Raw genomic sequence first — 25653 nt, 5'->3', positions numbered from 1 at the left:
CTTTTATCTGTTTCTCTGTCTGGAAAAGTACTCAGATCTCCCAACTCAGTGGTTGAATAGATTTTTACAGGAACATTGTTTCCGTTGATATCTAAAGTTCCGTCAGATAAACCTCCAGGGTATTCCTGTGCAAAGAGAAGCTGCGTCATGAACGCAAATAGCACAAGATAAATTCTGAAAAAAATAGTATTCATTTTTCTATTGATTTAATAGTTTGATTATTGACATTTATGTTTGGGTGGAACGGGATCGTAACCGCTGCCTCCCCATGGATGACATCTTAAAATTCTTTTAAATCCCAGCCAGAAACCTTTAAAAATTCCATGAACACGAAGTGACTCGATCATATAATGTGAACAGGTGGGTTCGTAACGGCAGTTTTTGGGAAGTAAGGGCGAGATGAACCATTGGTAAAATTTGATCAAAATTACCAGCGGAAATGTAATGATTTTATTGAATGTAAGTTTCAAAACAATGCAAAAATAGGGTAAAAAAATGAAAATTAGTTTAAATTTGTTATAAGTTTCGGAGATCGGAAATCCGGAACATTGATCTAAAAAATAGAATTACTTTGAATCAAAATATTCCATTAGCTGAAAAATTAAGACCCAAAACCCTGAACGATGTATTGGGACAGGAGCATCTTACCGGAGATAGAGGAACGATCAGGAAAATGATTGAAAATAATGCCCTGAATTCGCTGATCCTTTGGGGGCCTCCCGGTACAGGAAAAACAACATTGGCCGAGATTATTTCGGAGCAGTCGGGAAGAAAATTCTATAAGCTTTCTGCAGTTTCTTCTGGAGTGAAAGATGTACGGGATGTTATTGAAGATGCTAAGAAACAAAATTTGTTTTCTGGAAAATCCCCCATCTTATTTATTGATGAGATTCACAGGTTCAACAAGTCTCAACAGGACTCATTGCTGCATGCGGTGGAAAAAGGCTGGATTGTTTTGATAGGAGCCACCACAGAAAATCCAAGTTTTGAGGTAGTTTCGGCATTGCTTTCAAGAAGCCAGGTGTATATTTTAAAAGCTTTAAGCTATGAAAAGCTGGAAGAATTGATTGATATTGCTTCCGAAAGATACAATAAAGAGGAAGGAACTGACTTTAAAATCCTTGAGAAAGAAGCTTTCATTCAATATTCAGGCGGTGATGCCAGAAAACTGATCAATTCTGTAGAGCTGGTTTTGAATCAGTATAGAAATTCAACAACCACAGAAATTATCAATTCCGATGTTCTTGAAGTCCTTCAGGAAACAATGGCTCTTTATGATAAAAACGGGGAACAGCATTATGATATTATTTCAGCCTTTATCAAATCGATGAGGGGAAGTGATCCTAACGGTGCTGTGTATTGGCTGGCGAGGATGATTGCCGGGGGAGAGGATATTAAATTTATTGCCCGGAGGATGCTTATTCTGGCATCTGAGGATATCGGACTTGCTAATCCGAATGCATTGGTGATTGCCAATAATTGTTTCCAGGCTGTGAATGTGATCGGGAATCCTGAAGCAAGAATTATTTTAAGTGAAACGGCTATATACCTGGCAGTTTCTCCAAAAAGCAATTCAGCTTATATGGCGATTAACGAAGCACTGGCTTTGGTGAAACAGACCGGAAATCTGCCTGTTCCTCTTCATCTGAGAAATGCTCCTACAAAGCTGATGAAAGATCTTGATTATGGGAAAGAATATAAGTATGCCCATTCTTATGAAGGGAATTTTGTAGACCAGGACTTTCTTCCTGAGGAAGTCAAAAATATAAAACTGTATGAACCAGGTAATAATTCCACGGAAAAGAAAATTTACGAAGAGCTCAAGAAAAAATGGAACAATAAATATTAGAAATAAAAAAAGGATGCTGCAAAACAGGATCCTTTTTTATAGTATTCAATTATTCGGTAGTGTAAATAAATAACGTTTTCTTACCGTTGTAATCTTTTGTTTCTGCTCTTTTCTTGATCTCAGGATAAATCACAGTGCTTGTATCCGTAAATTCATATCCTTCAATAAATACAGGAGTATCTGCCGGAACATTATATTGTACGTTGATGTCAGATAATGGCATTCTGTCAAATATATTTTCTCCGTTTTTGAATTTGTATTCAGTCACCCCTTTTGTAAAAACAGAACTGTATTTTTTTAAACTTTGGGGAAGGCTTGCCGGAGTATTGTATACTTTAGAAACCTGCAATACATTTTTTCTTGCATTGAACAGTTCTACTGTTCCAATGGCATTGTCAGCAACTGCAAACTTTACAGCGGGATTTTTTTGCTGTGCAAATAAAGTGGCAGAAGATAGTAGTAAAAAAGAATAGAGTAATTTTTTCATAATCAGAATATGTAACTGTTAAAAACGTGATAAATATAGTTATTTTTTATAAAATGTGAATAAAATCTTGAATTGTTTTAAACTTTATTTAGAGATAAAAACATTTATACTCATTATAAATCAGTGGTTTCTTCGCTTTTATCTTTTTTATCAACCATATTTCTGATAATATTTTTCAAACGCTGGAAAGTGAAAGAACTTAATAATAAGATTATTCCAAGAATGATGAAGGCGCTGATTCTTGAGATATTGTCCATTTGCCATACGTCGTAACCATAAAGCTTTACTACCATAAGACCTACTAAGGCAAAACCAATCTTATTGTATTCCTGAATGTTCTTCTTTAAACCAATATAAATAAAAATACTGGCAAGAATTGTCCATATGATAGGTAAATAAAGAATATTAAAATGTTCACTTACTTTATAGGAATGTTGAATATCATTGGAAATACTTAAAACATAGGAGTGGTGAAGCTCGCAGCTTATGGAAATGATTAAAGCGAATGAAAGGACCCAATAAGACACTTTACGTTTGTGAAATTCTGAAAAAGGGATAATCCTAACATATGCATATATAAAAAGAATCCACTGAAGAAGATGCAGCAGATAGAAACCAGGCTGCAATTTTTTTGATAAAACAGCGGTCACTACAGAAGATGTTGAAAAAGAGATATTCAGGGTCAGTAGAAAAAGAAACAGATAAATCAATGCATTTTGAAAACCGTTACTGATCTTTAAATTCTTTCTGAAAAGCAGCAGAACAAAGAGGTAGAAGATACTGTATAACAATCCTGCGTTGATAATGGCTGCCCAGGGCATATCGGAGATATGATAAACGATTTCCAGAAGGAGAGCGGTGTAAATAACCCCGTAGCTGACCACGGTAATAAGGTCTTCCGGAAAGTTGCCTGTATTTTCTTCTTTTTCTTTCTTGGTGTTCTTTAATATAAATAGATTGATGACTGTTGAAGCAATAGTAACCAGGCTGGTCAAAAATACCGGATTGAAAATGATACCAAGATTCTTTGTGTCAGAATATTCAGCCCAGGTAATCATCTGAGCAATAATAACTAACGGGAAAAGAACGTAAAAACAGATTTTGAAAATTCGTTGACCTGTTTTTTTCCAGATAAAAAGAAGTAACGCTGTTTCTACTGCCCACACGCTTGTGATGAGGTGGGTTTTGAACTGTATAGCAACAGCTGTAGTAATTAAACTTATTGTTATTCCTGCAAATACAGAATAAGCGGAACCATGATTTTTTCGTCCATATTCCCTGAAGAAAAGAATAGCGTTGATCAATGCAAAAGCTATCGGGAAGAGGGTTGCAGGCTCATATTTTAATTCATTAAATGTATAAATGAGGCCAATAATGCTTGAAAAATTAATCAGAGCAAGCATGAGAATACTCGAAACGGAAAGCGTATTTTTCCTAAAGTACTCATATAGGGCAAAAACATAGAATATGATATAGCTAATGATATAGAATAGAATACTCAAAAGTTCAGGATGATCAGCAGTCCAGTATAAAAGATAAAGGGTAGTGAATAGATAAGCTGTCCATCCAATACTTTTCCAATGTTGCAGCAATGTTGCCGCAAGCATTCCTATATTGAGTAAACTGATGTAAATGAAAAGGAAAAGATAATTGCTGTGTCCGGTACTGATCATCAAAGGAGCAGTGAAGCCGCCTATTAATGAAAAAATAATCAATACTTCACTCTTATAATAATAGGATAGAAGAATAGATACTGCAGTAATCAGTGCAGTGATGATAAAAGCTGTATTTTGGGTGAAGAGATGGTACTCACGGAAAGCAATAGTAGCGGTGAAATATAAAACTGCAATCCCCCCTCCTGTTATGATAGATGCGAATGTGGTATAATTTTTTCTTAGGAAATGACCAATAAGGACAATACCAACTCCAGTACACAATCCAATTCCTGCTCTTGCTGTTTCTCCGATCCAGTTTTTATCAATGGCATACTTTACAAAATAACCAATGCCCAGAACAAGGGTAAAAATACCAATAATGGTAAGGATGTTTTGTTTTAAAAAATCAAAAACAGGGGTCACCCAGTCTTTTTGAACTGGTATGGGGACTTCCTGATGTTCTTCACGATGCTTTACCCCCTCATGATAGATTTGCTGAGCTTGTACTTGCTGTGGAATAATAGTTTCTTCCGTTGAAGTTTTTTTATCAATCACTTCAGACGGAGCCTGAACCTTATTGATTTTATAAGTGAGGTCTGAGATTTCCTTTTCAAGTTTTCTGATTTTGGTATTCAGGTTATTGAAAATGATGAAAATAATAACGATTATGATGACAGCAACAAATTCATTCATTTCATAGTTTTTATCAAATATAAAGAAATGTTTGAGAAGCTATTGAAAAATTAACCCATCACTGAAATTGTGATGGGTTAACGGTATAGATAACTAACAATATGTTTTACTAGTTTGATATTTTGTAAATGGAGAAAGATGTAGTACTTGTTGATAATAGCGATAAGCTAATACCTGGATCAATAAATCCAAAGTTTACTCTATCACCTGCCTGAAAAGAATAGAGTGCATTAATATAACTGTCCGAGATAGTTAAACTAGCCACTAGAAGATTGACACCACTGAAAAGACGGGAGTCTATTAATGTAGTAACTCCGGCTCCAGCACCTCTTGTTCTGGTGATTCCAATACCAGTACCGCCACTTAACAAAGAAGCTTGTAATCCTGTTCCAAAACGGAATGAATAGGATACAGCGTATACTCCGTCTGATGGTATTGTATAAGATGAAGTGGTATCATTGAATAAAGCTGCACTACCTAAGGTTCTTTCGGCTGCTAGAAAGTTAACAGGTTTGAAATCTCCCAATACACCTACAGAAAGAAGGCTGATGCCTGTAGTTTTTTTTGCAGAATATATCGTAGTGTTACTTCCTGAAGCGGCTATTAATAGAGCTGGATCCACGGAATAAACCTGAGTGCTTCCCTGATTAACTGCTAAAACCTGATATCCAGGGAGTGCAGTGGCTTCCGGGATGTCTCGAACTTTTAATGTTCCGTTAACGTCTAGTGTTGCGGATGGTGTGCTTGTGTTGATACCAACCTGTGAAAATAAAGGGATGGCTGCGCATGCTAACATTAAGCTGTAAAGTTTAGTTTTCATGATCAAGATTTTTAATTAGTTGCTTAGCAAATATACAATAAAAATTATACTCTACATTGTGAATATTTTATTTTTATTGTTAATATGTTGTAATGTATTTAAACATATGTTTATATTTTAAATGATTTTATCTCATAATATAATTACGAGTTATTATAATTATTTTTTAATTAATTGTCTGTTTATAAGGGTTTTAATAAAAAATAATTCTCCCTTAATGGTGGGTTATTTTTTTGCTTAGAATAGGCTTAACCAGCAGAATATTTGCTATAAAAGAATTGCCTTTTTCTATGTATTAGCTAGTTTTATAATAAAAAAACACTGCCTTTTGGACAGTGTTTTAGTAGATGTATTGCTTTTTTTTAGCTTTCTAAGAGAAATTCTTTATAGTTTCCAAGAAAATCAACATTGGCATGGATAGATTCTAGCTCTTTAAGCGCATTGCCATGTAGAACTTCTTTCCACGGCCCTTCGACATTGATAAAAAAGAAATAATTGCCCAGTCCTGTTTTCAATGTTCTGGATTCAATTTTGCTGAGGTTCATCTTTCTCCATGCAAAAACTGATAAAACCTGATGTAATCCACCGGGGTGATCTTCAGGAAGAGTGATCAGCATCCCTGATTTTTCACCCAAAGTTTCCAGATTATCATTTTGATATTTGTTCTGCTGCTTAGAGATGATGATAAACCGGGTGTGGTTCTGTTCAAAATCCTGAATATTTCGGTTGATAATCTTCAATCCATATAAATTGGCTGCAAATTGGTTGGCTACTGCTGCAATAGTAATATCCTTGTTCTCTGAAACAAATTTTGCAGCGGCAGCTGTAGAAGAAAAGTCTTGTTTAGGGATCTCTTTATAATGAGTATCCAGAAAATGGAAGCTTTGTGCAAGAGCTTGTGGATGTGAATATATTCTTTCAATATTCTCAATAGAATTTTCCGGATGAATCATCAGGTGGTGTGCAATAGGCATTACGGCTTCTGCTTCAATCTTAATAGACGGGGTCTTATATAAATAGTCCAGCGTCATCGAAACGGTTCCCTCAATAGAGTTTTCCAAGGGCACAACCGCTTTTACTGCTTCCCCATTTTCAACAGCATTAAAACAATCCAGAATACTGGCTTGTGGTAATAGCTCATTATCAGGAAAAAGCTGTGCCGCGGCAAGCTGGGTAAAACTGGCGTGGGGTCCCAAAAATGCAATCTTCATAATATTAATATATATAGGAGTGATTAAAATAAAGGTACAAAGGTGCGAATTAATTCATAAATGAAACTCAATGTTCAATGTTTTAGATTTAAAATTTAAAGGTGTTGGCAGCTGTTTTTTTGGCTGGGAGTCACTTTTTGGATCTCTAATCTTGTTTTATTGGTTATTGAATCTTGGCTCTTCATTCAAAAATTCACTGTTGACATCAACAGTCCTCCATTAATATTCGACAGAGTATTTTCCCTAATCCCTACAACCTGCTACCTAACATCTATTACCCGCCATTTACCCCTTCCAATTCTTCTCAATCATTTCCATCAAAAAATCCGGGCACTTGATGACCTTATTCGTTTTTGCATCCAGAAAAAATAGAGTAGTGGAAGCTTCTGTTATTTTAATATGCTCTTCATTGTAAATTTCATATTCAAAATCAATCCTCACTCCCGGAATTTTTTTGACATACGTATGAATTTCTAATTTTTGATCATACAAAGCTGGTCGGATATATTTAATTTTATATTCTGAAACCGGAAGCCAAATTCCTTGGTTTTCAATTTCATCGTATGAAATTCCTATGCTTCTGAAGAGCTCCACTCTTCCCACTTCGAGATACTCTGCGTAGTTGCCATAGTATACATATTTCATCGGGTCTGTCTCTGCGTAACGTACTCGTATTGAGTGTGTTGTGTGTATCATTTTAGGTGCTAAATTATACATACAAATATATTTTTAAATAATCAATAGCTGCAATATTTTTTTTTGAAAAGAAAAAATTGGACCTTTGTCTTCCTTCTAAACACAGTACAAACAAAGAATAATCGGGGCATAAAAATGGATGACAATTTAATGATGATATGGCAGAAATGCCTTCAGTTTATGCGTGATAACCTGAACGCAGCTGAAGACAATTCTGACCTGAAAAAACTTGAAAAATCTTTCGATATGTTATTTGATAAGATTCAGCCGCTTTCACTAGTAGCTAACAATCTTACACTTATCGTACCGAGTGATTTTTACAAGGAATATATTGAGGACAATTACTTATCCTTGCTTTCTGCTGCCCTGAAGAAAAATATAGGAAAAGGAGTGAAATTATGGTATTCTGTGATGGAAAACAGACCAAAAGGTGAAGAAAAACCGGTTACCATGAACATCAAGGGACAAAGTGTTCCCACTCCAAAAACTCAGGAAACAATGCCACAAGGTTTCTCTGCAAATATTGTAAATCCTTTTGTGGTTCCTGGAATAAGAAAAGTAAATATAGATTCTAACCTGAAACCTGACTATTCTTTTGATAGTTATGTAGAAGGAGAAAGCAATAAATTCGCAGCCACTGTAGCCAGATCCATTGCAAAAAGACCTGGTGCAACAGCTTTCAACCCATTATTCTTATATGGAGGGTATGGAGTTGGAAAAACGCACTTAGGACAGGCTGTTGGTCTTGAAGTAAAAAATCAGTTTCCAGACAAAGTAGTTCTTTATCTGTCTTCTGAAAAATTTATCCAGCAGTTTATCTCTGCTGCCAAAGCACACAAACAAACTGAGTTTGCCAACTTCTACCAAATGGTAGATGTACTGATCATTGATGATATCCAGTTCTTATCAGGAAAATCAGCAACACAGGATAGCTTCTTCCATATTTTTGATCACCTGCATCAGAATGGAAAGCAGATTATCCTTACTTCTGATAAAGCGCCTGCAGATATTATGGATATTCAGGACAGGATTGTTTCCCGTTTCAAATGGGGACTTTCTGCAGAAATCAAATCTCCGGATCTATCTACAAGAAGACAAATCATTGAAGATAAACTCAGCAGAGACGGAATCGTTCTTCCAGGAGATATGCTGGACTTCCTTGCTGTGGAAACAAAAACCAATGTAAGAGAACTAATCGGGGTAATCAACTCTGTGATCGCTTACTCTACAGTATATAAGAGAGACCTGAGTCTTGAATTGTTGAAAGAGACTATCAACAGAATTGCTGCCAACCAGAAAAAAATTATCAATATTCCTTACATTCAGGAAGTGGTATGTGATTATTTTGGAATCAAAAAAGAACAATTACTTTCAAAAACAAGAAAAAGAGAGATTGCATTACCAAGACAGCTTGCCATGTACTTCTCTAAAGAATTAACCAATTCTACATTTAGTAAAATCGGTGAGGAAATGGGAGGTAAAGACCACTCGACAGTAATGTATGCTTGTGATACCATCAAAGACGTATCGAAAATTGATAAAGAAATCAAGAAATACGTAAAAGACCTTACAGAAAGAATCAAACAATAAACAGTGTTGAACTGAAATAAATTAAAATGAAGGATAGTTGTATTCTTCATTTTTTATTTAGTTTTGTCATGATAAAAGACTCTTTTTAAATAAAACAGGATATGAAAATATTAATGGTTTGTCTGGGGAATATATGCAGAAGCCCTTTGGCGGAAGGTATTATGAAAGCAAAACTACCAGATCATTATGTGGTAGATTCTGCGGGAACCATTTCAATGCATGAAGGTGAACACCCTGATAAAAGAGCCATTAAAACTGCTGCCAATCATAATATTGATATATCCGGCCAAAGATCAAGACCCATCACAAGGAAAGATTTTGCAATCTTTGATAAGATCTATTGTATGGATATTGATGTATTGGAAGATGTAATTTCAAAAACTAAAAATGAAGAAGAACGCCAGAAAGTATCATTATTCTTAGAAACATTGGGAGATCACAAAAATGCTGAGGTTCCGGACCCATATTGGGGTGACATGAAAGATTTTGAAAGTGTTTTCTTGCTTTTAGATAAAGGATGCGACGCTATCAGAAACCAAATTTCAAAATAATAATCATGAAAAAGCTGTTTTTACTGCTTTTATTAAGCATTAATTTTTCCTTTGCCCAAACCAAAGATGAAACAGAAATCCGTAAAGTAATGGATGACTTCATGGGATGTATTAAATCCAGAGATGAAACCAAATATCTTGCATTGTTCCAGGAACCAGTGCTCTGGACCGGTATTTATAAAGACAGAACACAGGCCAAACGTCTTGAGAAAAATCCTAAAGCGGATTACTATTTTGCCGATGATTATAAAGCTTTTATCAAAAGTTTTAAAGATGATAAATCTGAAGAAAAATTTGATAATATTAAGATTGTAGAAGATGGAGCAATAGCCTCTGCCAATTTCGATTACAGCTTTTGGTACGACGGTAAAATGGAAAACTGGGGAAAGGAGATCTGGACATTAATGAAGATCAACGGAACCTGGAAAATCACCTCCGTTACCTTTTCTATGGATTTGACAAAATATTTCCCACAACCTACATTAAACGAAAGAACTAAAAAATAATACAATGCTTTTTTTACTCCCTGCTTACTTATCAGAAAATACTTCTATCAACCACTTTTCACCTGTTTTGAAGGATTACATCATGCAAACGGATTATTTCTTCGTAGAAAATGAAAAAACAGCGAGAAAGGTTGTGAAATTTTTTGCTCCGGAAAAGAAACAGGCGGATCTGAAGCTTTTCTTGTTGGATAAATACACGGAAAATGCAGATATCAAAGAAGCTCAGGAGTTGATGCTGAAAGGGCAGGACTTTGGATTGTTATCTGAGGCAGGACTGCCTTGTATTGCAGACCCTGGCAACCTGATCGTTAAATGGTGTCATGAGAAGAACATCAGGGTGATTCCGATCTCAGGGCCTTCATCTATTATTCTTGCGTTGATCTCCAGTGGATTCAATGGGCAGGAATTTACCTTCAATGGTTATCTTCCGATTGAGAAAGGAGAGAAAAAGAAACAGATCATGAATCTCGAAAGTCTTGTTCAGAAAACAGGCTATTCGCAGATTTTCATGGAAACACCGTATAGAAACAACCCGCTTTTTGAAGATTTATGCAAGTTTTTATCACCGAATACAAAGCTGTGTATCGCTGCAAATATCAACGATCCTGAACATGAATTCATTAAGACAAAATCAATAAAAGACTGGCAGAAACAAAAGCCAGAACTTCATAAAATCCCTGCCGTTTTTGTGCTGGGGAAATAGATTTCACTCCTTATAGTTCATAAATTAATAGGAGTCTTTTTAGACTTACAAGCTGGGAATTGGTCATCGGATCAATCTCCCAGCTTTTTTTATTTATAAGAGTTTTTATTAATTCCTTAGAAATCATGGAACTAAAATTGTTTTCCAGTTTCATTTCTCTCTTCCTGCTTTTTAATCTTGATTCAAACTTAATTTATTTCAATAATATGTGATTAATTTGTTTTGTTTTTCATATTTTTATGTTTTAAAATATTGTAATTATATGTTAATAATATGTTATGAATTGCTATTTTGTGTTTTAACCTGAAATATTAACTAATACGTTTTGTTTAATTTGATTTTTATTAAATATTTTATAATGTAAGTGTTTTGGTAGATTTAAGCTCATATCCTTTGCATTCCTTTAGTTATTCGAAGTATAATGGTTTAAAAATTCATTTTTATACAAAACTGATCCAATAAAATCAACACCAAATATTTAAATATGATGACACGTAAAATTTTTTTTCCGGTATTGCTCATGCTTGCGATGCTGGTACCTTCTTTAATTCATCTGTCTGCACACGGATATGTACTAAGTCCTGCCTCAAGAGGATATCAGGGAAGTCTGGATAAAGCTTCGCTTGGCTATTCAGTGGCATTTGGAAAATATGGTTCTGTAATTAATGAGCCAGGTTCTCTGGAAGCACCCAAAGGATTTCCTGCATTGGGTCCGGCAGATGGAAAGATTGCTTCCGCTAATGGAAGCATAGGGGGAGACACTACACTGGATCTCCAGACTGCCGACAGGTGGAAGAAAACCAATATCACCACGGGTGTGAATGCCTTTATCTGGAAATACTCGGCGTATCACGCGACTGCAAAATGGCATTATTACATGACAAAGCAAGGCTGGGACCCCAATAAACCTCTTTCCCGCCAGGATCTTGAACTGATTGGTACAATCGCGCATAATGGTACTCCACCGCAGGATAATGTTTCTCATCAGATTACAGTTCCTGCCAACCGTACAGGGTACCATATTATTTTAGCGGTTTGGGATGTAGCAGACACCGTTAATGCATTCTATAATGTGATTGACGTTAACGTAACTTCCGGAACAGGAGTTTCGGCACCTGCTACTCCTACAGGATTAACACAGGTAGGAGTAACCAGTTCTTCTGCTAAAATAAGCTGGACACCACAACCAGATGCGGTATCTTATACTGTTTTCCGCAATGGACAAAGTGTACAACAGGTAAGTGGAGCTGCATTTGAAGATACAGGCTTAACTGCCAATACGATTTATACGTATGAAGTACAGGCGAAAGGTTCTTCAGGGCTCACATCAGGGAAAAGTACGCCACTCAATATAAAAACAAACACTGAAGGGACAATTGAAAAACCTACAGCACCATCCAACCTCCATTCAATGGGAGTTACTGAAAACTCCGTTTCACTTATGTGGATGGCTTCGACCCATACACAAGGCATCAAAAACTATCAGATATTTGAAAATGGGATCAAAGTAGGAGAAACCGTTCAAACAAGTTTTTCACGAGTAGGATTAACAGAAGACACGGAATATCGTTATACGATAAGATCTGTGGCGATGAACGATCAGATTTCTGACATGAGTAATGAATTAAAAGTCAGAACGAAGAAGATTACACCGGGGAATGGTCAAACGTATTGTGGAGCAGAACAGTATAATCCTGCCAATGCATATCCTACAGCCGGGGCGAAAGTTTTTTACTCTTGTAAAATCTGGAAAAATAAATGGTATGCTAATCCTGGAGAGCTTCCAGGAATAAATATGGTATGGGAGGAAGTAAGCACATGCACAGAAGGTCCCGGTTGTCAATCAAGCGGTCCGGTTACTTATTGTGGTGCACAAGAATATAATCCGGCAAAAACGTATTCAACAGCAGGAACAAAGGTTTTCTATGCCTGTAAAATATGGGAAAATAAATGGTATGCTAATCCAGGAGAAACTCCGGGAAGTAATCCTGTCTGGAAAGTAATCAATGACTGCACAGAAGGTCCAGGCTGTACGGCCGGTCTTACAAGTAGAGAAGGTGGTCTTTCAATAATTGTATCTGATCATCTGATCAGTTTTTCGCCGGAAGATTATTATGGAAAAATGAGTAGAGTGGAGGTAATTAATCCTGGTGGACTTCAGATGCTTTCTTCTGTTAACCCAACAAAGAGCAGTATTAATATCAGTCATCTGCAAGCCGGAATTTATTTTGTGAGAATTCATTATAAAGATGGAAGCAGCATAACGAAAACGATCCGAAAGTAATAAAGCAATTTAAAATAAGAATAAAATCACCTTGACGGCAAGGTGGTTTTATTCTATGAAAAGCTCATCCTTTTTTAGCTTTTCCAATAAAAATATTTAACAGCCCTTAACAGGGCTATTGCATTATTTTTGTTTTTAACATCATACTGGAAACAGTACAATTAAATTGTTGATAATGCAGTAGAAATCCGGGCATCGAAGATGCCCGGATTTTTTAATAAATTAATTTTTATCCTTTTTTCCAGATTTCCATTTTCTCCAAAAGAACACAATAAATGGAATGATTAAAAAGAACGGCCATAATGAAACGATTCCCAGCAGAAAACCCACAAAACTGTTCCAGCCTTCCGTCAGAGAATCAATAAAGCGGCTTCCAAAACCGATTTTTGAAGTAGCCGAACTTCTCACTTTCTCTTTATATAAGTTCAAATTTAAGGTACTGTAATTCACGCGGTCATCAATAAAACGAAGCCTGCCTTCAGCCACGTCAATCTCATCTTCAAGTTCCCGGATATTTTCCTGAATTTCCAGCATATCTTTCGTAGTAGCAGCACTTTTAAGCATGTCCCTGTATTTTTCAAGATATATTTTTTTGTTGGCCAGTTTAATGGCTACATCAGTATATTCCTCTGTCACATCATTGGATGAAATATTTTTAGACAAAACAGATCCTACTCCGTTTGAAAATGAGCTGATCAATGCATCGAAGTTTTTATGGGGTACACGGATAATCAGAGTAAGATTATCATCCATATCCGTATTTTGAAACTCTTCCTTTTGGATATAAGCATTGTTTTTCTTGATGATCTCATTGACTTGATTTTGTGTTTTTTTAATATCACCCACCTGAATCTTCATATCTCCGTTTTTGATAATTTTTTTGGAAATCGTATCTGTTTTCTTTGGGGTATAAACTTCTTTGTTGGTTCCATCTTCATCGGAGACTACCTTCTCAGAAATAGAAAGTGGTGGAGGCATAGGAGCAGCTGAAGAAGAAGGTGTTTTATCTTCGGTTAGAACTTCCGCTAGGTCGGCTTTCACTTCCTGATTTTCAACGCCTGATTTGCTGCAGTTGATCAGAATAAGACCTGATAATAGGAGAATAATGTTTTTCATGGGTATGTTAGTTTTTTAGGGATATGATCAAAAAGTGTGCTCAAAAATGATCATTTGTAAAAATGATTAAAATGTAAAACGAAAGAATGTTGAATGTTAATTCAATAAATAGCTTTAAAACCAGCCTAAAAAATTGCTGAGACTATAAATTATTTTTATTTTTAATTCATGAAAAAAAATTTTTTAGTATTTGCGTTTTTACCATTTCTGATGTATGCCCAGGAAGTTCCGAAACTTACCGACGAGATGGCCATGAAATTATCTGATAAACCTCTTCATTGCATCAATCAGGAATATCCGAATAAAACAGCCCATGTCAGCAATAATGCAGGTGAAGTTCCTTTGACTCCCAAAGATCTTCATCCCAGTTTTTATGGATGTTTCGACTGGCATAGCTCTGTTCATGGGCATTGGATGCTTGCAAGACTTTTGAAAACAAAACCCAATCTGTCTAGCGCTAAAGAGATTGAAAAAATCCTGGATGCATCATTTCAGAAAGAAAAACTACAGACAGAAGCAGATTATTTTACAAAATATCAGCTGGCAGAAAATTTTGAAAGAACCTACGGCTGGGCATGGATCTTAAAACTGGATGAAGAACTGACTAATTGGGATCATCCAAAAGCTAAAATATGGCATCAGAATTTAAAGCCACTCACTGATCAGATCCTTAAGTTGTGGAAGGTTTATCTTCCAAAACAGACCTATCCGAACAGAACAGGAGTTCACCCTAATACAGCTTTCGCAATGGCTTTTGCGATAGATTGGGCACGAGCCAATAAAGACAAAGAATTTGAAAATCAACTGATAGAAAAGACGAAATACTTTTTCCTGAAAGATCAGAAAACACCAGCGTATCTGGAACCTGATGGATCAGATTTCTTTTCGCCAAGTCTTGAAATTGCAGATCTGATGCGAAGAGTTCTTCCTCAAAAAGAATTTATAGTCTGGTTGAATAATTTTTATGAAAAAAGAAGTCTCGAAAATATTGAGAAAATACCTGTGGTAAGTGACCTTAGTGATTATCAGACCGTTCACTTAGTAGGACTTTCTTTCTCTAGAGCATGGTGTATGAAGGGGATCTCGAAGGCACTTCCTGCGAAACATCCATTAAAGAAAGACTTTCAGAAAAAAGCAGATGTATTTCTTGCCAACGGATTACCTTTATTATTTCAGGGAAATTATGGAGGAGATCATTGGCTGGCAAGCTTTGCGGTGTATGCTTTGGAAGATTAATATTTGATTCCTGCCTTCTTAAGAATAAAACCTAAAAGCCAAATAGGTCCTATCAGAAGAAACTGTAGATCTCTGAGAAAAGAAGGCTTTTTTCCTTCAATTTTATGACCTATAAATTGGAAAACCCAGGTAATAATGAAAACAGAAAGATAAACCATCCAAGACTGCCTTCCGAAACTGATATTGGTAAGATAAATGAAATGCTCCAATAGAAGCATTACAACAACCATTATGATGGCGATCAAAAGAGAAAGTCTGATATAGAATAAAGTGATCAAAACAATCACAAAAAGACTTATGATGCTTACACATCCAAAGTAGGAAGCACAGAAATGAGGGGAAGGAATCAGGGAAGCAAAGCCCAAAATTGTCCAGAAAATTAAAGGCACACAAATCCAGTGAATGAACTTGTTGGCCGCGTTTCTATGGCTTTTACTGTATTCTGCAAATAATAGATCAACCTTTCTCATACTGACAGGGAATTGGATAAACGCTAAAATAATAAAATTTTGTAATCACTGGTAAGATTGCTTACATTTGTCTTATGTCTGCCCTAGAAAAATTCGGAGTCGATATTTTTACGGAACGTAATATTTTCGAGAGAATTGCTGTCGATAAGCCTTTCCGTCCCGATAATCCTGCTTTTATTTTTATTAAATCAGGAACTATAAAACTTCGTCAGCATTTCAGTGACCTGGAAGTTTCTGCCAATATGTTTATGGTTACTGATCCGCAGACCATCTATGAAGTGGTTTCTGTGACAGACGATTTTCAGTCCCGGATGGTTTCTTATAAAAGAGAATTTATTTCGGCTTTATCATTGAAGTTTAACCGGTTGATTACCTATCGTTATTTCAGACAGCAGATGAATAAAGGGGTGCCTTTTCCTGAGGACGAAATGGAAGTCGTCTGGAAAAGTGTCAATTTCCTGAAATATATTCTGGATTCTGAGACCGAAATGCTCTATAAGAAAGAAATGGTGGAGCACCTTTTCTCCGTTTTCTGTTATCAGATGGCGGGAATTATCTCCAAGGAAGATAACAGTTCTATGAATCAGATGTCCAGACAGGAAGAAATTGTGTTTGTGTTTCTTACTGATATTGCAGAACATCATCTTACAGAAAGGGCGGTTGAGTTCTATGCCGAAAGACAATCAATTACAACCAGACATCTTTCTTCCGTTGTGAAGACGATCACAGGTAAGTCTGCCAGTCAGGTCATCGCTTTAATTGTCATCAATGAAGCTAAAGTACTCTTAAACTCTTCCAATAAACCCGTTTCAGAGATTTCTTCTATTCTTGGATTTAGTGATCAATACTCATTTTCTCACTTTTTCAAGAAACATATTGAAGTAAGCCCTACACAGTATAGGCATCAGTTCGAAAATTAAAATCTTACATTTGAACATCTTTTTCCCGAAATCAAACATTTGATTGATTTTATTGTTGTTATAACTTTGTGTCTGTAAAACAAGGTAAAATGACAAAGAAAATAAAAACAGCACTATCCGTTTTGATAGCAGCTTTTCCTGCGCTGTTTTTTTCACAACAGATCAAGCAGATGACCGCAGGTGAGGTGGCGGAACTCGCTGTTCAGAATCATCAGCAGCTTAAAGTTTCCGCACAGAATATTGGTATTGCAAAACAAAGCACCAATGTTGCTAAACTTCAGAAACTGCCCACTATCACAGCTTCAACAAGTCAGTTCTATTTAGGAGATGCAGTAGCAATCGATAAGGATTTTTCAAACTCTACAACAGTTCCGATGCCGCATTACGGAAGCTCTTATGCTGTACAGGCAACACAGCTGATCTTCAAAGGTGGATTGGTGAACAAGTCAATTGAAATGGCAGGGCTTCGTGAGCAGCTTTCTGAACTGGACTTGGAGAAAAATAAGCAGGAAGTAAAATTTTTAGTGATTTCCAACTATCTGGATGTCTATAAAATTATCAACCAGGAAGATGTGTTTCAGAACAATAAAAAGCTGGCACAGGAACGTCTTAAAAATATCCAGAAGTTCTATCAGCAGGGGATGGTAACCAGAAATGAAGTGATTCGTGGAGAGCTGGCCATCAAAAACCTGGATCAGGGAATTTTGACCCTTTCAAATAATAAAAAAATACTTAATTATAATTTAAATATCGCTCTAGGTTTATCCTCTGATACAGAAATTGTTCCTACTGAAACTTTAAACAATAAAGAAGCAGGAATAGGGATGGATTATTATACCAATCTTGCTCATGAAAGCAGCCCATTGCTAAAATCTGCCAAGAAAAACATAGATGTTGCAGATAAGAATATTGAGATTATAAAAACAGACAATGCGCCTACTGTAGCCGGATTTGGCGGATATACTCTGCAAAGACCTATCACGACAAGAAATCCTGTTTTGGACATGTATTCAGGAGGTTGGCAGACCGGAGTTTCTTTGAGCTATAATATAGATACCCTGTATAAAACGAAAGAAAAAGTAAAATTGGGGACCCTGCAAAAAAATCAGGCGAATGATGCGATGACTCTGGTACAGCAGAACGTAGATATGGGAGTGAATGCAGCCTATACAAAATATCAGGAAGCGATTCAGCAGGCGGATATCCTGAATGATTCCAAAAGACTGGCAGAAGAAAACTATAAGATTACGGAAGCCAAATATCTGAATCAACTGGCAGTACAGGCAGAAATGATTGATGCCCAAAACCAGAAACTGCAGTCAGAACTTGATTATGCGAATGCTGAAATCAATGTTTTGTATCAGTATTATAATCTTTTGAAATCTACAGGAACACTTTAATTTTTAAAACTGAAAATCAACACAATGGAAAACAAGGGACAAACCACTCAAAATACAACGACAGCTCCGGCAGCATCCACTGCAGAAAACAAGAAAAAGAAAAATAAAACCAATAAAATCAGAGCCATCATCTCCAATATTATCGTTTTTCTGGTGATCGGTTTCGGATTATTCTGGTTGATACGTGAATATTTTCACATCGGAAACAAAACTTATACAGAAGCAGCACAGGTAGAGGAATTTATTAATCCAATTAATACCAGAGTTTCTGCTTATATCAAAGAAATTAAATTTATTGAACACCAGCATGTAAAAAAAGGAGATACATTGGTTATTCTTGATGACCGCGAAATCCTTACCCAGTTAGGACAGGCTGACGCTGCTTATCAGAATGCTATGGCTCAGAAAACAGCCACCAGTTCATCTGTGAATACGGTTTCCAATAACATCAACGTTATGCAGTCTAATATTGCCGGAGCAAAAGCCAGATTGTGGAATGCCGAGCAGAATTTAAACCGATATAAAAACCTTTTAGCAGCTGAAGCAGTAACAAGACAACAGTACGATCAGATAAAAACAGAATATGATGCTCAAAAGGCAGCTTATGAAACTTTAGTGAATCAAAAGCAGTCAGCAAACCTTTCTACAACAGAAGTGAAAAGCAAATTGGGAATCAATGACGCAGAGATTAAAAGAACAAAATCTGCTTTGGATATGGCGAAAATCAATCTTTCGTATACGGTGATCACAGCGCCTTATGATGGAGTGATGGGAAGAAGAACCATCTCTGAAGGTCAGCTGATCCAGCCAGGACAGCAGGTTGCAACCATTGTTCTGAATGGTCAGAAATGGGTAACAGCCAACTTCCTGGAAAGCCAGATGCCCAATATTAAAGTAGGAGAAAAAATAGCAATGACAGCCGATGCATTAGGAGGACAAAAATTCGAAGGAGTAGTAACAGCTGTTTCTGCAGCTACTGGATCAAGATATTCAAGTGTACCGACTGACAATTCCACCGGAAATTTCATCAAAGTACAACAGAGAATTCCTGTAAGAATAGAATTCACTGCTTCCAACAAAAAAGAAGATCTGGATAAACTGAGCGCAGGAATGAATATGAATGTGAATATTAATAAAGACTAAAAGATGGAAGATATCAGATGCCGGTCATTATGCGTATGGAAAGCTAACGCTGAATGTTGAAAGTCTGCCATCTGATATCTGAAATCTATTCCCTAAAAAATCATGTACAACAAAGGATTATATAGCGATTGGGTACCAAAACCCGTACAGCTGCTGCTGATTGTATTACTGCTTGCTGTGGTAATGCCTATTGGTGGGGTGTATACAGGGAATATCAGTTCTCTGGCAAGTGGTACCGGTGCCATGACAGAATATTTTATGTGGGCCAACTATGCCACTACCATTGGGATGGGAGCCTGTATGCCTGTGGTCATCAGAATTAAAATGAGGTTCAAAGTAAGGGATAAGCTGGTTCTTCTTCTGGTACTTTTAGGACTGCTCAGCTATGTGAACGGGACCACTTTACAGCCGGCGGTCTTCATAGCTACCTCCTTATTGATTGGTTTTATGAAGATGATGGTCACCATAGAATTGTTTCTTCCCCTGATGGTCATGATTGGAAACCGCGGGATATTTTATGGAGCTTTCTATACATTCGTTCTGGTGATGAATCAGGTGGCGACCTATTATGCTGCAGAATTTGCCCTTCTTTACAACTGGCAGCAGTTTTACCTGTTTACAGCCGTTTTATGCTTTATACTGGCATTGATACACTGGATTTTTATGCATGATAAATATTTTGCATTAAAAGTTCCACTGCATTATATTGATTGGTTAAGTATTTTGCTTTTCATTTCCACTTTTATGTTTTCAGCGTATGTATATTCGTTTGGGAGACAGCAGGATTGGTTCAATTCAAAGAATATCATTTATGCAAGTATTACTGCTTTTGTGAGCTTTGCACTGCTTTCTATCCGTCAGTTGACATTAAAACGACCATACCTTTCATTCAAGATTTTCACAAAAAATAATGTACAACACGGTTTGTTTATGCTTTTTTGGCTTGGAATGTTCCTGGGAACCGCTTCTATTCAGAATACTTTTGCAGTGGGGGTCTTGGGCTATGATCAATTGACGAATACAAGACTGAGTTTACTGATGATTCCGGGAATTATTCTGGCTGGAGTCATCGCAATTTTCTGGTTCAAAAAAGAAAAACCTCTGAAAATGTATATTTTTTCCGGTTTTGCAGCAATGATCGGATATGCCATTATTATGTATTTTTCTATGGTACTGGAGTTCAATTATGACAACTGGTATCTGCCTATGTTTTTAAAAGGCTACGGGATGTGTTCATTGTTTATCTCTGTATGGTTTTATACCCTGGATAAGCTTGAAATGGATGAAATGCTTGCGGCGATCGGACTTGTATTGGTCTGGAGAACTTTCCTTGCCGTTGGAATTTTTTCAACACTGTACTCATGGTTTCAATATCGTTTCCAGATTACAGCAGTAGGTGACCTGGCTGTTTATATGGACGGAATGACGGTTACGCCTCAGAATGTAGCGGCTAATATGAAAGCCATTCAGCTTAATGCCATTATCATAGCGAGCAAAAAGATATTCGGATATATTATTTTAGTAGGATTTGGAGTGCTGATTTATGTTGCGACCCATCACTTCGGAGCAAAACGTTTTCAGTATTTCAAATTTGTAAGAGTTCTGGGCGGTAAATCCGTCATTGCAAGAAGAAGACTGCGTGAACGAAAACAATTATTAGAAGAGATAAAAGATGCTGCAGGTCCTGCAGTATAACGATACCTTGTTTTTCACTAGTAAAATCCTGGTCCTTCGTGGGCCGGGATTTTACGTTTTTAAGAAGATGTCAAGCTTTAAATTTTTTGAAACATTAAGATTGTATTAAGGTGTTTAGAGTATTAAGATAAGCTTCGCTTTAAGCTTAAAATCAGAATGATTTATCTTAACTATACTTGATATCTTAAATCCTTCTTAATGGTTTTAATATATATCCAATATTTTTGATAAGATTAAATAACTTCTCTGTAAAAAGATGTTTGTAGATGATAAAATAAGGGAAAATCTCATATTTTGTTATTTTTATTCTTTCTAAATAAGGATTATCTTTGTAAGATTATAAAACTTTGAGTAGAAAGAATGAAAAAGCAGTATGCATTCATAGGTCTGTTGGCTTCGGGATTACTATTTTCCCAGACAGCTAAAGATTCTATTGCCTCTAAAGGTATTGACGATGTGGTGATCGTAGCTTCCAGAAAGCCTACAAAAATCTCTGAAATTCCGGGAACAGTCTGGGTAGTACAGAAAGAAAAAATTCAGGAACAGGCTAAAAGCGGTGTTCCTATCAAAGAAATGTTGTCGATTCTGATTCCTTCTATGGATATTGGTCCACAGGGAAGAACCAATTACGGACAGAATATGAGAGGGCGTTCAGCGTTGGTGATGATCGACGGGGTTTCTTTAAATAGTATCCGTGCGATAAGCCGCCAGCTGGATGCTATTGATCCTTTTAATATTGAAAGAATCGAAGTCCTTTCCGGGGCAAGTTCAATTTATGGAGGAAATGCTACTGGTGGTATTATCAATATTATAACCAAAATACCTTCTAAAAAAGGGATCAGTGGAGAAACAGAATTGGGGGTGCGTACAGGATTTATGGGCAAAGATGATCATGATTTCCGTGCCGCTCAATCCATAGCTGCCAAAGGAGATAAATTCTTCGGAAGACTGGGAGTGGCCTACCAGCAGAACGGCGGAGTGTATGGAGCAGACCAGAAACAGCTTTTTACAGATATTACACAAACTGACCTTCAGTACAACCAGTCGATTGACATTTTGGCTACAGGAGGATATCAGTTTAACAATAAACATAAAATAACAGCTTCCCTTCAGTATTACAACTCTAAGTTTAATGGAGACAGAAGCTTATTCTTGGGTGAAAATCTAAGTGCGTTCACGACAAAAAATGCTTCATTGCTCCAAATGAGAGATGGTTTCTCATCTGATAAAAATGTAGGAACAGAACGCTATATGGCTACGGTAGCCTATACCGGAAACGGAATTTTGGGCGGCCAGGACTTGTATGTTCAGCTGGCTACCCGTGGTGAAAAATTAGGATTTTATCCATTCCCGGGTAATGTTGCATTGCAGACAGGAAAAATACCGTATATGTCCTCTTCTCAGCAAGATACTTATTATTCAGGGATTAAAGCTTTATTGTCAAAATCATGGAGAGGATTGAACGTTACTTATGGAGCAGATTTCGATTTTGAAAAATTTGAGGGAGCACAATCTGTTTATGATATTGCAAAGACAATGTCCAGCGGAGGTTTAGTTAATGAAACAAAATACAGCTTGGGAAGATATCCTACCAATCACTCACAAAGCTACGCAGGATATGTTCAGGCAAAATATAATATTCTTCCAAAGCTTCAATTGAATGCAGGGGTCCGTTATCAGCATATCAATGTGAAAATGGATGATTTTGTAGGTTCAGAGCAGCAGACACAGGTTGCAATGGGCTACGGAAGTTCAGCATCGGCAATTCCCGGAGGTGAAAGTTCTTATAATGTGACACTGGCGAATGCAGGACTATTATACAAATTCAATGAGCAGCATCAGGTTTGGGGAACCTTTTCCCAAGGAGCAAGCTTAGCAGATCCTGCTAAATTTTACGGAATTGGACAATATAAGCTTGTAGGAACAAACTGGGATGTAGTATCCAGTATCAATGTAAAAGAACAACCTTTGCAAGCCATCAAAACCAATCAGTTTGAGGTAGGGTACCGTGTCAACAGAGGTGGTTTGAGAGCTCAGATTGCTGGATTTCTAAGTAATTCTGATAAGACTGTTGCAGTGGACAAGAAGACCTTCCAGATCCTTGTAAATGATTTGAAATTAAGAAATATGGGAATCGAAGCTGAAGTCTCCTATGCTTTAAACAATGGGGTGTATTTCGGAGCAAGCGGACTTTTGATCAAATCTGAGGTAGATAATAAAGGAGAATGGCAGAAACAGGAGATTTATAATGCTTCACCGTCAAAATTGGTGACCTATATCGGGTATAATATCAAAAACTGGTCATTCAGATTCCAGTCATTACAGAACTTCAAGCAGAAAGACGAGCTTAATAATGTGGTGGAAGGCTACAATACTTCGGACCTTATGATGGGATATAGATTCAGCTGGGGAAAATTCAATCTGGGAATTCAGAACCTGTTTAATACGGATTATCAAACCATTTGGAGTAAGCGTTCCCAAGTTTTGTATTCTACTTACGGACTGCCGGAATTGTTTAATTATAAAGGAAGAGGAAGAACATTCAATCTTTCTTACACTTTTGAATTTTAAAAATAAGATGAAGGTAAAAGTGCCTTGATCTGAAAACATATTGTATTTCAAATCCGGTTTCTGAGATTGATCGGAAACCGGATTTTAACTTTAAAAAATCAGTTATGGCTAAAATTTCAACAGGGCAGATCATTGTCGAAGTAACCAGAAAAGAATATATTACAGATCACTTTATCAGAGTGTATTTATATTCACCTGAAGTTCAGGTATTCAAAAATACCGTGGTGGGGGACAATAATAAAATTGCAGTTCCTCCGTCTGGTTTGAACGAAATTCATTTTCCGACGCTGGATGAAAATCATCAGTGGGTGTATCCGCCTAAAGAGGTCGCTCCGGCCATCAGAACCTATACACACAGGGGAATTGATCTGGAAAAAAATGAATTAATCATTGATTTTGTAGACCATGGAGACGGAGGTCCTGCCTCTAAATGGGTGAGAGAGGCTGAAGCAGGTTCAAAACTGGGAGTGATGATGCGTCTGGAAGGTAAAGAATTGTATCCGGCAGCAGATTGGTATCTGTTAGTAGGAGATGCTACAGCCATTCCGGTGATCAGTGCTATTTTGGAAACGCTTCCTGAGACGGCAAAAGGAACCTGTATTATCGAAGTTCATGGAAAAGAAGACGAGCAGCTGCTTGAAACCAAAGCTCAAATTGATTTTAAATGGCTGCATAATGCCCATCCTCAGATCAGCAGTGAAATTGCCAATATTGTAAAAAGTATTGATATTCCTGAGATGACAAAATTTGGCTATGTCGCCTGCGAATTCTCAAATGTAAAAGAAATCCGAACCTATCTGAGAAAAGAGAAAAACTGGACCTCTCAGGAATTATATGCCTATTCTTATTGGAAAGCAGGAGTTGCGGAGAATGAATCTCAGGCAGACAGACATAGGGAGAAGGATTCGATGGAGTAGGAAATAGGTGATAGGTGGCAGGTTTTAGGGATTAGGGATTAGGGATTAGGAATTAGGGATTAGGGATTAGGGAGATATTCTGTAAAATATTGATGGAAGCCTATTGATGTCAATAGTGAATTTTGCTTCGGAAGTGAATGGTGAATTTTTTAATAGAGTTAGAACGTCTATCTTTAATTTTGAGCATCAACAGAAGAAACTTGCAACCAGTAACTTAACTAAAAACTTTGAACATTGAACTCCGAACCCGTATCTTTGCCCTATGAAAGATTTAATGGGCAGAGCGATCTGGGATTATTACCACAATGAAAATCCGGAAAATCTGCAGACTGAAACATCAATTTCTGAACTGGATGAACTTCCGGTAGATTATTTATTCAGAGATTTTGAAGAAATGAATGATATTGAGCAGAAAGCACTGCAGTTATCCAAAGGAAAAGTTCTGGATATTGGTGCAGGTGCAGGTTCTCATTCTTTATACCTTCAAAATGAAAGGAATCTTGATGTGACTGCATTGGATATTTCACCAAAATCCGTTGAGGTTTGTCAGCTGAGAGGAATTAAAAAAGCGGTTTGTAAAAATATGCTTGATTTTTCCGGAGAGACCTTCGATACTCTTTTATTGCTGATGAATGGTACCGGAGTTTTTGAAAGCCTTGCTAAAATTGATACCTATCTTCAGAAATTGCATACTTTATTAAATGATAAAGGACAGATTCTGATTGACAGTACAGATATCCTTTATATGTTTGACCGTGATGAGGATGGTGGAGTCTATATTCCTGCCGGAGGATATTATGGAGAACTGGAGTATGTAGTGCATTACAAAGGAGAATCTGAGGAACCGATCACCTGGTTGTACCTTGACTTCAACACGTTGAAGAATGCAGCTCGAAATAACGGCTTCAAAATAGAAAGAGTTTTGAAAGATGGAGATTCTTACTTAGCAAAACTGATTAAGAAATAATGTACAACAAGTGATTGCGAGCTGCAAGCAAAGCAATCTCATAAATTAGCATACATTGTCATTCTGTAAACCGGGATGACTTTTTTTTGCTTCTACCTAGCCCCGATAGTAACGGTTACCCCACAGCGTGGGTTAGAGAGAAAGTGGGTTTGAGGGTGGGAGTGCGTTGGCGC

Annotated in this window: 22 protein-coding genes; 14 read left to right on the top strand and 8 right to left on the bottom strand. The window is 36.8% G+C overall.

From position 1 onward, the window contains the following. Window positions 1-218: 218 nt before the first annotated feature. Window positions 219-470, bottom strand: coding sequence for a membrane protein insertion efficiency factor YidD (gene yidD / locus AC07UM_RS03605; protein ID WP_047423501.1), 252 nt, complete (start codon window positions 468-470; stop codon window positions 219-221). Between the two features lie 101 nt (window positions 471-571). Between yidD and AC07UM_RS03600 the strand changes: the two genes are divergently transcribed. Further along, window positions 572-1849 (top strand): replication-associated recombination protein A, encoded by a 1278-nt coding sequence (locus AC07UM_RS03600; RefSeq protein ID WP_494682439.1) that lies wholly within the window; start codon window positions 572-574, stop codon window positions 1847-1849. A 49-nt stretch (window positions 1850-1898) separates the two neighbouring features. Here AC07UM_RS03600 and AC07UM_RS03595 read toward each other — a convergent pair whose 3' ends face one another. The 5 genes from AC07UM_RS03595 to AC07UM_RS03575 form a co-directional block, all read right to left on the bottom strand. Continuing rightward, window positions 1899-2336: a hypothetical protein gene (locus AC07UM_RS03595; protein ID WP_494682440.1), complete on the bottom strand. Its 438-nt coding sequence runs from the start codon at window positions 2334-2336 to the stop codon at window positions 1899-1901. A gap of 113 nt (window positions 2337-2449) precedes the next feature. Then, window positions 2450-4684, bottom strand: coding sequence for a DUF2339 domain-containing protein (locus AC07UM_RS03590; protein WP_494682441.1), 2235 nt, complete (start codon window positions 4682-4684; stop codon window positions 2450-2452). 109 nt (window positions 4685-4793) lie between these two features. Continuing rightward, window positions 4794-5504, bottom strand: coding sequence for a hypothetical protein (locus AC07UM_RS03585; RefSeq protein ID WP_494682442.1), 711 nt, complete (start codon window positions 5502-5504; stop codon window positions 4794-4796). Window positions 5505-5866: 362 nt separating this feature from the next. Beyond that, window positions 5867-6715 (bottom strand): prephenate dehydratase, encoded by an 849-nt coding sequence (pheA, locus tag AC07UM_RS03580; protein WP_494682443.1) that lies wholly within the window; start codon window positions 6713-6715, stop codon window positions 5867-5869. 285 nt (window positions 6716-7000) lie between these two features. After that, entirely contained in the window at window positions 7001-7411 is a 411-nt protein-coding gene (locus AC07UM_RS03575) for an acyl-CoA thioesterase (RefSeq protein ID WP_494683059.1), read from the bottom strand. Between the two features lie 135 nt (window positions 7412-7546). On the opposite strand from AC07UM_RS03575, the gene dnaA reads away from it, so the two are divergent. The 5 genes from dnaA to AC07UM_RS03550 all read left to right on the top strand — a co-directional run bounded on the left by dnaA (window position 7547) and on the right by AC07UM_RS03550 (window position 13045). After that, a complete protein-coding gene (gene dnaA / locus AC07UM_RS03570) occupies window positions 7547-9001 on the top strand; it encodes a chromosomal replication initiator protein DnaA (RefSeq protein WP_109738306.1) in 1455 nt (484 codons plus the stop codon). A gap of 101 nt (window positions 9002-9102) precedes the next feature. Beyond that, on the top strand, window positions 9103-9552 hold the full coding sequence (locus tag AC07UM_RS03565; RefSeq protein WP_494682444.1) for a low molecular weight protein-tyrosine-phosphatase: 450 nt from the start codon (window positions 9103-9105) through the stop codon (window positions 9550-9552). Window positions 9553-9557: 5 nt separating this feature from the next. Continuing rightward, window positions 9558-10058, top strand: coding sequence for a Cif family virulence factor (locus tag AC07UM_RS03560; protein ID WP_494682445.1), 501 nt, complete (start codon window positions 9558-9560; stop codon window positions 10056-10058). A gap of 4 nt (window positions 10059-10062) precedes the next feature. After that, window positions 10063-10761, top strand: coding sequence for an SAM-dependent methyltransferase (locus AC07UM_RS03555; RefSeq protein ID WP_494682446.1), 699 nt, complete (start codon window positions 10063-10065; stop codon window positions 10759-10761). Window positions 10762-11245: 484 nt separating this feature from the next. Then, window positions 11246-13045 (top strand): lytic polysaccharide monooxygenase, encoded by a 1800-nt coding sequence (locus tag AC07UM_RS03550; RefSeq protein WP_494682447.1) that lies wholly within the window; start codon window positions 11246-11248, stop codon window positions 13043-13045. A gap of 222 nt (window positions 13046-13267) precedes the next feature. Here the strand turns inward: AC07UM_RS03550 and AC07UM_RS03545 are convergent, their stop codons facing one another. Continuing rightward, the gene (locus AC07UM_RS03545) at window positions 13268-14161 is read right to left on the bottom strand and encodes a DUF4349 domain-containing protein (RefSeq protein WP_494682448.1); all 894 of its coding nucleotides are present in this window, start codon (window positions 14159-14161) and stop codon (window positions 13268-13270) included. A gap of 168 nt (window positions 14162-14329) precedes the next feature. Between AC07UM_RS03545 and AC07UM_RS03540 the strand changes: the two genes are divergently transcribed. Next, window positions 14330-15397, top strand: coding sequence for a DUF2891 domain-containing protein (locus tag AC07UM_RS03540; protein WP_494682449.1), 1068 nt, complete (start codon window positions 14330-14332; stop codon window positions 15395-15397). On the opposite strand, the gene AC07UM_RS03535 is transcribed toward AC07UM_RS03540, so the two are convergent. Beyond that, entirely contained in the window at window positions 15394-15867 is a 474-nt protein-coding gene (locus tag AC07UM_RS03535) for an Mpo1 family 2-hydroxy fatty acid dioxygenase (RefSeq protein WP_494682450.1), read from the bottom strand. The two genes, AC07UM_RS03540 and AC07UM_RS03535, sit on opposite strands and share 4 nt — an antisense overlap. 74 nt (window positions 15868-15941) lie before the next feature. Here AC07UM_RS03535 and AC07UM_RS03530 point away from each other — a divergent pair, with 74 nt between their 5' ends. From AC07UM_RS03530 to AC07UM_RS03500, 7 genes are all read left to right on the top strand, one after another. Continuing rightward, a complete protein-coding gene (locus AC07UM_RS03530; protein WP_494682451.1) occupies window positions 15942-16787 on the top strand; it encodes a helix-turn-helix domain-containing protein in 846 nt (281 codons plus the stop codon). Between the two features lie 89 nt (window positions 16788-16876). Beyond that, window positions 16877-18187 carry a TolC family protein gene (locus tag AC07UM_RS03525; protein ID WP_124536236.1) on the top strand — a complete coding sequence of 437 codons (1311 nt, stop codon included), beginning with the start codon at window positions 16877-16879 and terminating at the stop codon, window positions 18185-18187. A gap of 24 nt (window positions 18188-18211) precedes the next feature. After that, window positions 18212-19330: an HlyD family secretion protein gene (locus AC07UM_RS03520; RefSeq protein WP_494682452.1), complete on the top strand. Its 1119-nt coding sequence runs from the start codon at window positions 18212-18214 to the stop codon at window positions 19328-19330. A 102-nt stretch (window positions 19331-19432) separates the two neighbouring features. Next, entirely contained in the window at window positions 19433-21025 is a 1593-nt protein-coding gene (locus tag AC07UM_RS03515; RefSeq protein WP_494682453.1) for an MFS transporter, read from the top strand. Window positions 21026-21385: 360 nt separating this feature from the next. Beyond that, window positions 21386-23596, top strand: coding sequence for a TonB-dependent receptor (locus AC07UM_RS03510; RefSeq protein WP_494682454.1), 2211 nt, complete (start codon window positions 21386-21388; stop codon window positions 23594-23596). A gap of 104 nt (window positions 23597-23700) precedes the next feature. Continuing rightward, complete coding sequence (locus AC07UM_RS03505) at window positions 23701-24513, top strand: siderophore-interacting protein (RefSeq protein WP_494682455.1); 813 nt, start codon at window positions 23701-23703, stop codon at window positions 24511-24513. Between the two features lie 262 nt (window positions 24514-24775). Next, on the top strand, window positions 24776-25480 hold the full coding sequence (locus AC07UM_RS03500; protein WP_494682456.1) for a class I SAM-dependent methyltransferase: 705 nt from the start codon (window positions 24776-24778) through the stop codon (window positions 25478-25480). Window positions 25481-25653 lie beyond the last annotated feature (173 nt).

This window comes from Chryseobacterium sp. GW821-FHT04C04, assembly GCF_059420365.1.
This window is presented reverse-complemented; position numbering and strand designations above follow the sequence as displayed.

Excerpts from the sequence above, each read along its gene's own strand:
- AC07UM_RS03590 (WP_494682441.1), bottom strand. The coding sequence starts at position 4,684 with ATGAATGAATTTGTTGCTGTCATCATAATCGTTATTATTTTCATCATT.
- AC07UM_RS03585 (WP_494682442.1), bottom strand. The coding sequence starts at position 5,504 with ATGAAAACTAAACTTTACAGCTTAATGTTAGCATGCGCAGCCATCCCT.
- AC07UM_RS03530 (WP_494682451.1), top strand. The coding sequence starts at position 15,942 with ATGTCTGCCCTAGAAAAATTCGGAGTCGATATTTTTACGGAACGTAAT.
- AC07UM_RS03520 (WP_494682452.1), top strand. The coding sequence starts at position 18,212 with ATGGAAAACAAGGGACAAACCACTCAAAATACAACGACAGCTCCGGCA.
- AC07UM_RS03505 (WP_494682455.1), top strand. The coding sequence starts at position 23,701 with ATGGCTAAAATTTCAACAGGGCAGATCATTGTCGAAGTAACCAGAAAA.
- AC07UM_RS03555 (WP_494682446.1), top strand. The coding sequence starts at position 10,063 with ATGCTTTTTTTACTCCCTGCTTACTTATCAGAAAATACTTCTATCAAC.
- AC07UM_RS03575 (WP_494683059.1), bottom strand. The coding sequence starts at position 7,411 with ATGATACACACAACACACTCAATACGAGTACGTTACGCAGAGACAGAC.
- AC07UM_RS03550 (WP_494682447.1), top strand. The coding sequence starts at position 11,246 with ATGATGACACGTAAAATTTTTTTTCCGGTATTGCTCATGCTTGCGATG.
- AC07UM_RS03510 (WP_494682454.1), top strand. The coding sequence starts at position 21,386 with ATGAAAAAGCAGTATGCATTCATAGGTCTGTTGGCTTCGGGATTACTA.
- AC07UM_RS03500 (WP_494682456.1), top strand. The coding sequence starts at position 24,776 with ATGAAAGATTTAATGGGCAGAGCGATCTGGGATTATTACCACAATGAA.
- dnaA (WP_109738306.1), top strand. The coding sequence starts at position 7,547 with ATGGATGACAATTTAATGATGATATGGCAGAAATGCCTTCAGTTTATG.
- AC07UM_RS03535 (WP_494682450.1), bottom strand. The coding sequence starts at position 15,867 with ATGAGAAAGGTTGATCTATTATTTGCAGAATACAGTAAAAGCCATAGA.
- AC07UM_RS03545 (WP_494682448.1), bottom strand. The coding sequence starts at position 14,161 with ATGAAAAACATTATTCTCCTATTATCAGGTCTTATTCTGATCAACTGC.
- AC07UM_RS03560 (WP_494682445.1), top strand. The coding sequence starts at position 9,558 with ATGAAAAAGCTGTTTTTACTGCTTTTATTAAGCATTAATTTTTCCTTT.
- pheA (WP_494682443.1), bottom strand. The coding sequence starts at position 6,715 with ATGAAGATTGCATTTTTGGGACCCCACGCCAGTTTTACCCAGCTTGCC.
- AC07UM_RS03595 (WP_494682440.1), bottom strand. The coding sequence starts at position 2,336 with ATGAAAAAATTACTCTATTCTTTTTTACTACTATCTTCTGCCACTTTA.
- AC07UM_RS03540 (WP_494682449.1), top strand. The coding sequence starts at position 14,330 with ATGAAAAAAAATTTTTTAGTATTTGCGTTTTTACCATTTCTGATGTAT.
- AC07UM_RS03565 (WP_494682444.1), top strand. The coding sequence starts at position 9,103 with ATGAAAATATTAATGGTTTGTCTGGGGAATATATGCAGAAGCCCTTTG.
- AC07UM_RS03525 (WP_124536236.1), top strand. The coding sequence starts at position 16,877 with ATGACAAAGAAAATAAAAACAGCACTATCCGTTTTGATAGCAGCTTTT.
- AC07UM_RS03515 (WP_494682453.1), top strand. The coding sequence starts at position 19,433 with ATGTACAACAAAGGATTATATAGCGATTGGGTACCAAAACCCGTACAG.